The 11838-nt window shown below is 71.0% G+C and carries 9 protein-coding genes and 1 pseudogene; 4 read left to right on the forward strand and 6 right to left on the reverse strand.

Features of this window, described 5'->3' with window-relative positions; genetic code table 11:
• Positions 1-167: 167 nt before the first annotated feature.
• Positions 168-1277 (forward strand): annotated as a pseudogene (gene rho / locus ABD333_RS24580) (transcription termination factor Rho); the annotation flags it as partial.
• An 8-nt stretch (positions 1278-1285) separates the two neighbouring features.
• On the opposite strand, the gene ABD333_RS24585 reads toward rho, so the two are convergent.
• The 3 genes from ABD333_RS24585 to ABD333_RS24595 are packed head-to-tail and all read right to left on the reverse strand — an operon-like array spanning position 1286 to position 4808.
• A complete protein-coding gene (locus ABD333_RS24585) occupies positions 1286-2845 on the reverse strand; it encodes a serine/threonine-protein kinase (RefSeq protein ID WP_344544526.1) in 1560 nt (519 codons plus the stop codon).
• Positions 2846-2895: 50 nt separating this feature from the next.
• Positions 2896-3939: a lysylphosphatidylglycerol synthase transmembrane domain-containing protein gene (locus ABD333_RS24590; protein ID WP_344544528.1), complete on the reverse strand. Its 1044-nt coding sequence runs from the start codon at positions 3937-3939 to the stop codon at positions 2896-2898.
• Positions 3936-4808, reverse strand: a complete 873-nt coding sequence (locus ABD333_RS24595; protein ID WP_344544529.1) for a PIG-L family deacetylase — start codon at positions 4806-4808, stop codon at positions 3936-3938. Before ABD333_RS24595 ends, ABD333_RS24590 begins: the two co-directional genes overlap by 4 nt.
• Before the next feature lie 128 nt (positions 4809-4936).
• Here ABD333_RS24595 and ABD333_RS24600 point away from each other — a divergent pair, with 128 nt between their 5' ends.
• Positions 4937-6103 carry a glycosyltransferase family 4 protein gene (locus ABD333_RS24600; RefSeq protein ID WP_344544531.1) on the forward strand — a complete coding sequence of 389 codons (1167 nt, stop codon included), beginning with the start codon at positions 4937-4939 and terminating at the stop codon, positions 6101-6103.
• On the opposite strand, the gene ABD333_RS24605 is transcribed toward ABD333_RS24600, so the two are convergent.
• Entirely contained in the window at positions 6061-7647 is a 1587-nt protein-coding gene (locus ABD333_RS24605; RefSeq protein WP_344544533.1) for an acyl-CoA synthetase, read from the reverse strand. The genes ABD333_RS24600 and ABD333_RS24605 overlap by 43 nt on opposite strands.
• Positions 7648-7968: 321 nt before the next feature.
• Here ABD333_RS24605 and sigE point away from each other — a divergent pair, with 321 nt between their 5' ends.
• The gene (gene sigE, locus ABD333_RS24610) at positions 7969-8505 is read left to right on the forward strand and encodes an RNA polymerase sigma factor SigE (RefSeq protein WP_344544701.1); all 537 of its coding nucleotides are present in this window, start codon (positions 7969-7971) and stop codon (positions 8503-8505) included.
• A 150-nt stretch (positions 8506-8655) separates the two neighbouring features.
• A complete protein-coding gene (locus ABD333_RS24615) occupies positions 8656-9255 on the forward strand; it encodes a GDSL-type esterase/lipase family protein (RefSeq protein WP_344544535.1) in 600 nt (199 codons plus the stop codon).
• Here ABD333_RS24615 and ABD333_RS24620 read toward each other — a convergent pair.
• Both ABD333_RS24620 and ABD333_RS24625 read right to left on the reverse strand, forming a co-directional pair.
• Positions 9224-10072: a MaoC/PaaZ C-terminal domain-containing protein gene (locus ABD333_RS24620; RefSeq protein ID WP_344544537.1), complete on the reverse strand. Its 849-nt coding sequence runs from the start codon at positions 10070-10072 to the stop codon at positions 9224-9226. The genes ABD333_RS24615 and ABD333_RS24620 overlap by 32 nt on opposite strands.
• Positions 10073-10139: 67 nt before the next feature.
• A complete protein-coding gene (locus ABD333_RS24625) occupies positions 10140-11744 on the reverse strand; it encodes an acyl-CoA synthetase (protein ID WP_344544539.1) in 1605 nt (534 codons plus the stop codon).
• Positions 11745-11838: the final 94 nt, after the last annotated feature.

Below are 11838 nucleotides of genomic sequence, written 5' to 3' on the forward strand. Positions count from 1 at the left end.
CGTCAGCCCGGCGAACCGAGCTGCTTTCTGCTTCCCTCAGGCGCGCAGAAGGGACACATATGCCCAACACCACGATCACGGCCGAACCGACGGCTGCCGTGGCGTCCACCGCGAAGCACTCCGTGCCCCCGCAGGCGTCCACGAGCTACCGGCAGGCCCCCAAGACCGACGACCTGGTCATCCCCTTCCACGGCATCCTCGCCGTGGACGACAAGCACGCGTTCGTGCGCACCAGCGGTTACCTGACCGGCCCGGACGACGTCTACGTGTCGCTCGCCCAGGTCAAGGCCAACGGCCTGCGCGTCGGCGACGCCATCGCCGGCACCGCGCGGACCCCGCGTTCGGGCCGGGAGAAGTACAACGCCCTGGTCCACGTCGAAACGATCAACGGCACCCCGCCCGGCGACGCGGCCGGCCGGCCCGAGTTCGGCAAGCTGACGCCGCTGTTCCCTGAGGAGCGGCTGCGGCTGGACACCGGGGCCATGGCGACCCGCGTCATCGACCTCGTCGCGCCGATCGGCAAGGGCCAGCGCGGCCTCATCGTGTCGCCGCCCAAGGTCGGCAAGACGATGATCATTCAGGCGCTGGCCAACTCCATCGCCGAGAACAACCCCGAGTGCCACCTCATGGTCCTCCTCATCGACGAACGGCCCGAGGAGGTCACCGACCTGCAGCGGACCGTCCGCGGCGAGGTCATCCACTCGACCTTCGACAAGCCCGCGCACGCCCACACGGCCCTGGCCGAGCTGGCGATCGAACGGGCCAAGCGGCTGGTCGAGCTCGGCCACGACGTGGTCATGCTGCTCGACTCCATCACCCGGCTCGGCCGCGCCTACAACCTCGCGGCCCCCTCCAGCAGCCGCATCCTGGCGGGCGGCGTGGCGGCGAGCGCGATCTACCCGCCCAAGAAGTTCTTCGGCGCCGCCCGCAACATCGAGAACGGCGGCTCGCTGACCATCCTCGCCACCGCACTCGTCGAGACCGGCTCGCGCATGGACGACGTGTTCTTCGAGGAGTACAAGGGCACCGGCAACATGGAGCTCAAGCTCGACCGGAGCCTGGCCGACAAGCGCATCTTCCCCGCGGTCGACATCGAGGCGTCCGGCACCCGCCGCGATGAGCTGCTGATGGCCCCCGAAGAGCTGGCCCTCAGCTGGCGGCTCCGCCGCGTTCTGCAGGGTCTCGAACGCCAGCAGGCCGTCGAGCTGCTCCTGGACAAGATGAAGGACACCTCGTCCAACGCCGAGTTCCTGCTCAGGGTGCAGCAGACCACCTGAGCCCCCGTTCACCACCGCTTCTGCTGCGGGCTCGGCGTCACGATCCGCTCGGGCCGGAAGGTCTGAAGGATCTTGTCGTACTGCCGCTGGCCGGGTGTCCAGCGGGTCTCCGGCGCGACGAAGGAGAACTCATGGCCGGCCGCGCGGGTGCGCAGGCCGTGCTGGTCTCTCCCCCACGTGAACTCCCATTCCGCGCCGTCCTTCGAGAGATCGGGCACGGGTTCGAGGCGCAACCGCCGATAGCCGGGGTACGTCCGTTCGTTCACCTCCCTGCGTTCGGCGGCACGGAGCCCCTCCAGCGCGTTGCCCACCGCCGGCGAGATGCGCAGGACCTGCCCCGTCTCGGGGTCGCTCCACTGAACGCCCTGCGGCGACCGCGCACGCCGCCAGCCGGCCGGGACCTCGACCGTGTAGCCGTCCTCGTGGTACTTGACGCTCGTGGACGCCGGCGGGGCCGAGCGGGGCATCAGCAGCCGCATCGCGGCGCCCTGGCCCACCGAGTTCCAGCGCGCGGCCCAGGCGCCCATGGCACCGACGAGCAAGGCGATCGTCGCCACGCTGACGACCATCCCCATCCGGGGCCGCCGGTCGGCCGCCGTGATCATCGCCAGCGCCCCGCGCCAGAACGAGGCGTCCCCGCCCGATCCCTCCGCGGTGCCCGCCGCCCTCGCCACCTCCGCGGCGCCCGCGGCGCCCGCGACCTCCGGGGCTCGCGCGGCCACCACCTCCGACACGTCTCCGGCGCGCACGACGTCGGTCAACTGGTGCGCGGTCTCGGCCAGCGTGAGCCGGTCGCCCGGATCCTGCCGCAGCAGCCCGTCGATCACCGGGGTGAGCGGACCGGCGCGCACCGACGGCTCGTACTCCCCCATGAGCACCGCCACCATCGAGGCCAGCGCGTGGCAGCGCAGGAAGGGCGAACGGCCCTCGACGGCGGCGTAGAGCGTCGCGCCCAGCGACCACAGGTCGGACGCCTCGACGCTCGGCTCGCCGCGCACCCGTTCGGGCGACAGGTACGCGGGCGATCCCTCGATCCCGGCGACGATGGTGTCGGCGATCTCCCGCCCCTGGTCCATGTGCACGGCCAGCCCGAAGTCGGTGAGCACGACGCGGCCGTCGTCGCAGACGAGCACGTTGCTGGGCTTCACGTCGCGGTGCAGGATGCCGGCGTCGTGCGCCGCGCGCAGCACTCCGAGCACCGCCACGCCGATCTCGGCGGCGCGGTGCGGGGCGAGCGGACCGTCCTCGGTGACGATCTGGTGCAGCGACCGGGCGTCGAGGAACTCCATGACGATCCAGGGACGGCCGTCCTCGATGACGATGTCGTGCACGGCGACGACGCCCGGATGCCGGAGCGCCGCCGTGGCGCGGGCCTCGTCGATGAGGCGGCGGCACATCATGCGGCGTTCGCCGACGGTCAGGCGGTCGGGGAGGTGCACTTCCTTGACGGCGACGTCCCGGTCGAGCATTTCGTCGTGGGCTCGCCATACGGTGCCCATGCCGCCACTGCCCATGACGGAGAGCATCCGATACCGCTGCGCGAGCGGTATCAACCGTTCTCTCCCCATGAGGTTGTTATGCGCACGATTCGCCCCAAGACACTCTCGTAGCGGCGGCATCATTTCTTGACCAAGGTTCGGCTCGGGGCGGAAGAACCGTTGTGGTTTCGGCGCCGCCGCAGTGTCCAGCCTGCCCACGCGAGGCCGCCGGTGGGCATTTCGATCCCATAGGTGTAGAAGGAGTAAAGGATCGTCGTGGCGGCGGCGGGCGCCGCGGGCACGCCGAAATGCACCAGCAGCGCGGCGGTGCCGGTCTCGCTGATGCCGGCCCCGCTCGGCGTGATGACGGCGGTGGTGAGCATCCGGTTGATGGCGAAGACGGCGACGACCTCGGCGATCCCGATCTCGGCCCCCACCGCGACCAGGCACCCCTTCAGGAGCAGCGCCTGCAGCGTCAGATAGGCGACCATGCCGGCGGTGAGGCTCCGCCAGGAAGTGCGCAGCACGCCGACGGTCTTGTTCCGTACGTCGAGCATCGCGCCGTCCGCACGCGACATCAGCGCACGTGGCCGGTGCGGCAGGTGCAGCGCGACGGTGCGCAGCCAGCGGTCGACCGTGCGCGCCGCCGCCTCCGAACGCAGGGCGAGCGCCAGCAGCACGACGATGCCGACCAGCGCGGCGGCGGCGAGCGCCGCCATCCCCGCCGTCCGCGGGTCGGGCAGCACTCCCGTGATCAGCAGCGCCACGATGCCCACCGCCGGGAGCAGCAGCCGCGACAGCACGTTCCACACGCCGGTGACGAGCGTGGACACCGCGATCGCCGCGTTGCCGTGCCCCCAGCCGCGGGCCATGGCGAACGTGACGGCGACACCGGCCGCGCCACCGAACGGCAGCAGGTTGCTGACCGCGCTGCCGACGGCGTTCAGCATGAACGCGTGCGGATGGGTCAGCCCCGGCAGCGAGGCCGTGAGCACGAACGTGTAGGCCCCGAGGCCGGCCAGCCACACCAGGGTGAGCAGGGCGACCTCGATGGCGCTGAGGTGGCCCATCTCTGTGCGGATGCCCTTCCAGTCCACCCCCACCACGTAGGGAAGGGCGATCAGGAGCGCCGCGGCGCCGAGCAACGAGACGGTGGAGAGAACGGCCCTCGTCTGCCTGTTCAACCGTCTGCCGCATCACCCGTCGCGGTGAGGGGACACGCGGCTCGCCGTGTCAGCGGCGGGGCGTCCAGCGGATGGTCCAGGGCGGTGCCGGCCGGCAGGTCACGGCGTACGTACCACTCGGTGCCGAACGCCCGCCGGAACAGCGGGCGCGGCAGCCTGAGCAACGCCGCCAGCGTGCGGATCGAGTCGCCGCCCGTGGCCTGCGTCGCGTGCGCCTCCATCGCGGCGCGCTTGGCGCCGGTGTACGCCGCGACCTTGACGCGATGCGTGATCTGGTCGCCCGGGACGTAGGCGCCCTCGAAGCTCCGCACGTCCAGCGCGCGGGGCACGAGCCGCAACCGCGCGAGCGGCCGCAGGACGCGCAGCAGCAGATCACGGTCGACGGTCGCCTCCAGGACCAGCGGTGTCCCGGCCAGCCGCGCCGCCTCGACGCCGACACGGTGCACCTGGACATGGTCGGGATGCCCGTAGCCGCCCGCCGGGTCGTACACGGTGAGCAGGTCGGCGCGTTCCTGCCGGAGGAGCGCGGCGAGGCCGGCGGCGGCCTCCGTCACGTCGGTGTTCGCGAAACCGCCCGGTGCGTTCCCCGTCAGCCCGGAGTCCCCGTAGCCGAGGCACACCACCCTGGCGCAGCCGAGCACGCGCGCCGACGCGTGCAGTTCGGCCGTACGGACGTCACCGAGCGAACGATCCTCTCCGGCAGCGGCAGCGGCAGCGGCACCGGCGTCCGCCGCGAGCCCCCGTTCTCCGGCGGTGGCGACCACGAGCACGACGCGGTGCCCCTCGGCCGCGAGCCGGGCCATCGTGCCCGCCGTGAGCAGTGCCTCATCGTCGGGATGGGCATGGAAGAAGACGCAGGTCCGTCGCACGAGATCAGGATTCCCTGACCGGCGTGAAGGCGAGGCCTTCGTTCGGTCAAACCTGGGCCACCAGGATCGCGGGGGCGCCGTGCGGGGCCCGCGGCGACCGACACTTCGGTGGGGTGAGGATTCTCCACGTGAGCGACTGCTTCCTGCCCCGGCTCGGCGGCATCGAGGTCCAGGTCGACGAACTGGCCCGCGCGCAGCTCAGCGTCGGCCACGACGTCTCGATCGCCACCGCCACCCCGTGCCGTACGGGCGTTCCCCCGGCTGAGGGAGCGCTCACGGCCGGCGATCCGTACGCCCCCGGCCGCCCGGTCGCGGAGCGCCCGCCGGTGGACCGGCTCGTCACGCCGATGCCCTGGGACCTGCCGGTCGGCCGGTCGATCCGGCCCGTGCTGGCGGAACGCAAGCCGGACGTCGTGCACGTCCACGCGGGCGCGGTCTCGCCGTTCGCCTGGCGCGCGGTCCGGCAGGCGCGGCAGGCCGCGGTGCCGGTCGTGCTCACCGTCCACAGCCTGTGGGGACCGGTGAGCCGCGGCGTCTACCGCGCGCTGTTCGCGGGCTGGGCGCAGACCGCCGACGGCCTGGTCGTGACCGCGGTGAGCGAGGCCGCCGCCGCGCCGATCCGCCGGGTCGTGGCCGGCAGGCTGCCGGTCCGGGTCGTGGCGAACGGGATCGACACCTCGCGCTGGCACGACTTCGCCTGCGCGCCGATGCGGCTGAGGACGGCGCCGGACGCCGACGACCCGCTCCACGTGGTCGCGGTCGGCAGGCTGGCACCGCGCAAGGAGCCGATGAACCTGCTGCGGCTGCTGCGCGAGGTGGGCGCGGTCGTGCCCATCCGCGCGACGATCGTGGGTGACGGCCCGGCGCGCGCCAGGATGGAGCGCTACCTGCGCCGTCACCGGATGACCGGGTGGGTACGGCTCACGGGCCGGCTCGACCGTTCCGCGATCCGGGTCGTGCTCGCCCACGCCGACGTCTTCGTGGCGCCGGCGGCACGCGAGTCGTTCGGGCTGGCCGCGCTGGAGGCGCGGCTCGCCGGGCTGCCGGTGGTGGCGCAGGCGGGCAGCGGGGTCGCCGACTTCGTGGAGTCCGGCCGGGAGGGGCTCCTCGGCCGGACGTTCCCCGAGCTGACGGCGGCGCTGCTGCGGCTGACGGGCGACCATCGGCTACGGCACCGGATCACCGCGCACAACCGGGCCACCGAGCCCGTGCGCTGCACGTGGCCCGCCGTTCTGGAGGACTTCGACAGGTGTTACGAGGCGGCGTCGGCGAAGACGCCCTTGGCCCACTTGTAGTCGGACTTGCCGACGGCGGTGCGCTGGACCTCGTCGACCAGGTGGATCTGGCGCGGCAGCTTGTAGCCCGCCACGCGCCCGCGCAGGTAGCCGGTGAGCTCCTCCAGCGTCGGGCTCGTCCCCGGACGCGGCGCGATCACGGCCGCGACCCGCTGGCCGAACCGTTCGTCCGGCAGGCCCACGACGACCACGTCATAGACGTCGGGGTGGTCCTTCAGTGCCACCTCGACCTCTTCCGGATAGACCTTCTCGCCACCGGTGTTGATCACCAGCGAGCCGCGCCCGAGCAGCGTGATCGTCCCGTCCTCCTCCAGCGTGGCGAAGTCGCCGGGGACCGACCAGCGAGTGCCGTCGGCGTCGGTGAAGAACGTTGTGGCCGTCTTCTTCGGGTCGTTGTAGTAGCCGATCGGAATGTGGCCGCGGCGGGCCAGCTTGCCGATCTCGCCGGGCGCGACGGGCCTGAGGTCTTCGTCGAGAACGCTCACCTCAGGCTTCATCATGAACCGGGCGGTGCCCTCCTTGCCGCCGACCGACGGTCCGGTGGCGCCGGTCTCCGAGGCTCCGTAGTTGTCGAGGAAGATGACGTTCGGCAGGTGCTCCTTCAGGGCGTCCTTGGCGCTCTCGGTGAGCGGCGCGCCGCCGGAGGCGATCGCGAAGAGCGAGGACGTGTCGTACGAACCGGCCGCGAGCTCCTTGGCGACCGGCCGCGCCATCACGTCGCCGACCAGCATCATGACGTTCGCCTGCTCCTCGGCCAGGAGGTTCAGCGCCTCGGCCGCGTCGAAGGCGTGGTCGGTGTAGAGCACGACCTTGGCTCCGCTGAAGAGCCCCATGAACGCGACCCACTGGCCGGCGCCGTGCATGACGGGAGCGCAGTCGAGCACGGCCATCGGCGGCTGCTGGGCGTTCTCGGCGAGGGCCTCGGGGCTGCCGATCGGGTCGCCTAGAACGTTCCCGCCGCCGAGGGCCCCGAAGAAGATGTCCTCGCAGCGCCACTCGACGCCCTTGGGATAGCCGGTCGTGCCGCCCGTGTACATGATGTAGCGGTCATCGCTCGAACGTTCCGGAAAGTCGTCGCCCGGAGACGCCTCCGCCAGCGCCTTCTCGTACTCGACCGCGCCGGGGATCTCGTCCGCGGAGCCGTCCTCGATCACGACCACGTGCCGCAGCCGGGGCAGGTCGCCCCTGATCTCCTCGACCCTGGCCAGCAGCGAGCGCTCCCCGATGAGCGCGACCGAGTCGGAGTCGGACAGGACGTGCCGCAGCTCGGCGGCCACGTACCGGAAGTTGACCGGGATCGGCACCGCCCGGACCTTGAAGACCCCGAGCATGCTCTCGATCCACTCGGCCCGGTTGTAGGCGAGGATCGCGACGTGCTCGTCCGGCCGGATCCCGGCGGCCTCCAGATGGTGGCCGACGCGGCTGGCCCGCTCGTTCAGTTCCTTGTAGGTGCGGCGTTCCGCTCCCGCCACCAGGGCAGGGCGGTCCGGGCCGGCCTCGGCCAGGATTTCGAGCAGGTCGGCCAGGTTGTAGCTTCGCGCCATGCCACTGCCTCCGGGTGGTCGTACGGTCACCCGATCATCGTCATCCGGACCATGAGTATTCAATTGTTGTTGACAAACAATCCAATGACATGGGTCACACGCCCCGGCGCCAATGTGCGATTCGTCACGCTCGGCCGCTGAGTCCCGCGCGTCCGGCACGGAAACCCCAGGTGAACCAGCCGCTCCGCATATCCGTATCACTGTGCGCAGGCGCCGAACCTGGCCAGGCCGGATCGCTCTTACACGGCTCTTATCCGGGTACCGGCATGCTAAGCCGTAACGATTTCGTATCAGACGGGGGTAGTGGTGAGCGCAGGCGCTATGGCGTGGACGCCTCCGACGTGGGAGGAGATCGTCAGCGAACACTCGACACGGGTGTTCCGGCTGGCGTACCGCCTGACCGGCAACCGGCACGACGCCGAGGACCTGACCCAGGACGTGTTCGTCCGGGTCTTCCGATCCTTGTCCTCCTACAGCCCCGGCACGTTCGAGGGCTGGCTGCACCGGATCACCACCAACCTCTTCCTCGACCGGGCCCGCCGCAAGGCGCGGATCCGGTTCGACGCGCTGGGCGACGACGCCGCCGAACGCCTCCAGGGCCGCGAGCCGAGCCCCGCGCAGGCCTACGACGAACGCCATCTGGATGCCGACATCCAGGCCGCGCTCGACGCCCTCGCGCCCGAATACCGCGCCGCCGTGGTGCTGTGCGACATCGAGGGCCTCACCTACGAGGAGATCGCCGCGTCCCTCGGGGTCAAGCTCGGCACCGTCCGCAGCCGCATCCACCGAGGCCGCGCCCAGCTGCGCGCCGCTCTGGAGCACCGTCGCCCGGCGCACGAGACCGTCCCCGTCACCTGACCTTGGTCACCTGACCCTGCTCACCTGACCCTGCTCACCTGACCTGGGTCACTGACCGTGCCGGACGGCGCTGCCCGCGCCCTTGCCAGGAGGCTCGTGGAGGACGAGTGTCATGGGCAGAACGGCACCCCTCCTGACGGGAGGCCGCCCATGGCCTGGCCGATCTACGTGGCGCTCGGCGACAGCCCCGGCGCCGGACGTCATCCGGAGACCACCTGGCCCGCCCAGCTGGCCCGCACGCTCACCGAACGGACCGGGCGTCCCTGCGCCCTGACCGATCTGCGCGCCGGCCCGGCGACGGTGGCGCAGATCATCGACGACCAGTTCCCGGCCGTGCCCGGGCTCCGGGCCGACCTGGTGAGTGTCACCGTCGGCCTGACCGACGTCCAGGACCCCGGGTTCGAGGAGTGCCGCTTCGGCAGCGATCTGAAGTGGCTGTTCGACGGGCTCGCCGCGATGTCGGCCACGCTGCTGACCTGCACCCTGCCGGGCGTCGCCGAACGGCTGCACGTTCCGGCGGTGCTGGTCCCCATGATCCATGACCGGATGCGCGCCGCGAGCGAGGCCATCCGCGCGGAGGCGTCGGCGCACGACGCGCTGTGCGTTGACGCGTGGAGCCTTCCGGGCATGGCGGACCCCGCGAACTACAGCGAGAACGACCTCACTTCGCGGGGCCATCGCCTGCTGGCCGGCGCTTTCGCGGACCTGATGACGGGTCCTACTCTCCGAGCTCGGCCAGGCCGTCCTTGATGACGAGGTCGCCGCCGCTGGACGTGGACTCGAAGGCGTAGGTGTTCGCGTCCTTGCTCCAGATGCGGGTGGTGACGTCCTGGCCCGGCAGCACCGGCTTGGAGAAGCGCACCGCGAGCCGCCTGAGCCGGGCCGGGTCGCCGCCGGCCACCGACTCGATCACCGCGCTGGAGGTGAACGCCATCGTGCACATGCCGTGCGCGATGATGCCGGGCAGCCCCATGGACTTGGCGAACGCCTCGTCGAGGTGGATCGGCATCGGGTCGCCGGAGGCCTCGGAGTAGCGGAACGTCTGGTCGTCGTCGACGTGCTGCGTGACCTCGGCCACCGGGGCGCCGCCGCGCAGGGCCTCGTCGAGGGTGTGCGCCGGGGCGTGCTCGCCGACGGTCTCCCCGGCCGAGAAGCCGCGGAAGAACGAGACCATCCACTGCTCGTTCACGAGCTCGCCGTCGGCGCGGGTCTCCAGCTTGAGCGAGACCGTGGTGCCGGAGGACTTCGACGCGTAGCCGGTGACCTTGGCGCGCGACACGAGGGTCTGGCCGGGCACGATCGGCCGGTGGAAGACCATGTCCTGCTCGCCGTGGACCACGAACGGGATCAGGCTGTCCGGCACGACCTTGAACAGCGGGTCGATCATGCCCTGGAACACCGGGACGATCGCGAAGACGGGCGGCGCCAGCTCACCGGACACGTGGCGGGGGTTGTCGTCGTTGGTCGCCTTCGCGTAGGCGATCGTGCGCTCGCGCTCGACCTTGAAGTCGAACGGGTCGCTCCATACCCCGAGGTTGTCGGGGTTCATCTTCGGCTGGTCACTCATCTGGGGTTGTCCTCCGCGGAACGATGGGGCTCAAGAAACATACATGCCCGACTGTTTCTTCACTACGTCACGCACAGACGCTCCTGGCCCAGCGGTAGTCGGCCTTGCCCGCCGGAGACCGCTTCACCTCGTCCACGATCTGGATGTCACGCGGCACCTTGAATCCGGCGAGCGTCTTGCGGCAGTGCGCGACCAGCTCCTCGACCGCGACGGTCTCACTCAACGAGACGGTCTCACTCAACGAGACGCAGGCGGCCACGCGTGACCCCAGCCGTTCATCCGGCACCCCGACCACGAGCGCGTCGTACACGGCCGGATGTGCCTTGAGCGTCGCCTCGACCTCCTCCACGAAGACCTTCTCGCCGCCGGTGTTGATGACCAGAGAGCCCCTGCCGAGCAGCAGGATCGCCCCGTCCGCGTCCAGCCGAGCCATGTCGCCCTGCAGCGCCCAGCGGGTGCCCTCGTCGTCGGTGACGAAGGTCTTGGCGGTCTTGTCCGCGTCGTTCCAGTAACCCAGCGGGATGCGGCCCGTACGGGCCACGACGCCGATCTCGTCCGAGCCCGGCGCGATCCGCCGCAGCGAGGCGTCCAGCACGGCCACGTTCCCGTCGCGCGGCATGAAGCGCGGCGATCCGTCCGCCGCCGGCTCGACCGCCTGGCTGAACGCGCCCGTCTCCGATCCGCCGAACGCGTCGAGGATCAGCATCAGCGAAGGCACGGACTCCTGCAGCCTGGCCTTGACGTCGGGTGAGGTGACCGAGCCGCCGGTCGCGATGACGATGAGCGAGGACAGGTCGTACGCCCCCGGCTCGGCCGCCAGCAGATCGGCGACCGGGCGGGCCATGGCGTCGCCGACCAGCAGCAGCACCTGGACCTTCTCGGCCGCGGCGACCGACAGCACCCGCTCCGGCGCGAAACTGCGTTCCGACCACAGCACGACCGTCGACCCCGCCGTGAGGGACGCCCAGGCCACCCACATGCCCGCGCCGTGCATCATGGGCGCGCACACCATCGTCGTGAGGCCGCCGTCCTTGGCCTTGCCGGCCAGTTCCTCGGGCGAGGAGACCGGGTCTCCCATCATGTTGCCGCCGCCCATCGCGGCGATGAAGATGTCCTCGCAGCGCCACATGACGCCCTTGGGCATACCGGTCGTTCCGCCGGTGTAGAGCAGGTAGAGGTCGTCGCTCGACCGTTCGGCGAAGTCACGCGCGCTTGAGGCCGCGGCCACCTCGGCATAGGGCACCGCGTCCGGCACCTCGTCGTCCGACCCGTCGTCGAGCACCACGACATGCCGCAGGTCGGCCAGCGTCTTCCGCGCCTCACCGAGCCGCGCGATGAGCGACCGTTCGCCCACCAGCGCGACGGAGTTCGAGTCCGCGATCACGTAGGCCAGCTCGTCCGCCGTGTAGCGGTAGTTGACGTTGACCGGCACCGCGCGGATCTTCCAGGCCGCGATCTGGGTCTCCAGCCACTCGGCCCGGTTGTAGGCGAGGATCGAGACGTGGTCGCCGGGCCCCACGCCCGCCGCCGCCAGATGATGCGCCATCCGGTTGGCGTGTTCGTCGAGCTCCCGGTACGTCAGCCGTGACTCGCCCGCCACCAGCGCGAGCTTGTCGGGGACCGCGTCGGCCACGATCTCGAACAGGTCGGCCAGGTTGAAGCTTCGAGACATCCGTCCTCCGGGGCGCCGCTGCAGGGACTCGTCAGACAGAAACATACAATCTTGACTGTTTATTAGACAGGCCCTAGCGTCGCGCCTATCAACC

Source organism: Actinomadura fulvescens (genome assembly GCF_039533225.1).
Classification (GTDB): domain Bacteria; phylum Actinomycetota; class Actinomycetes; order Streptosporangiales; family Streptosporangiaceae; genus Spirillospora; species Spirillospora fulvescens.

Coding starts and splice junctions, on each gene's coding strand:
- ABD333_RS24585 (WP_344544526.1), bottom strand. CDS start 2,845: ATGGGGAGAGAACGGTTGATACCGCTCGCGCAGCGGTATCGGATGCTC.
- ABD333_RS24605 (WP_344544533.1), bottom strand. CDS start 7,647: ATGGCGCGAAGCTACAACCTGGCCGACCTGCTCGAAATCCTGGCCGAG.
- sigE (WP_344544701.1), top strand. CDS start 7,969: ATGGCGTGGACGCCTCCGACGTGGGAGGAGATCGTCAGCGAACACTCG.
- ABD333_RS24615 (WP_344544535.1), top strand. CDS start 8,656: ATGGCCTGGCCGATCTACGTGGCGCTCGGCGACAGCCCCGGCGCCGGA.
- ABD333_RS24620 (WP_344544537.1), bottom strand. CDS start 10,072: ATGAGTGACCAGCCGAAGATGAACCCCGACAACCTCGGGGTATGGAGC.
- ABD333_RS24625 (WP_344544539.1), bottom strand. CDS start 11,744: ATGTCTCGAAGCTTCAACCTGGCCGACCTGTTCGAGATCGTGGCCGAC.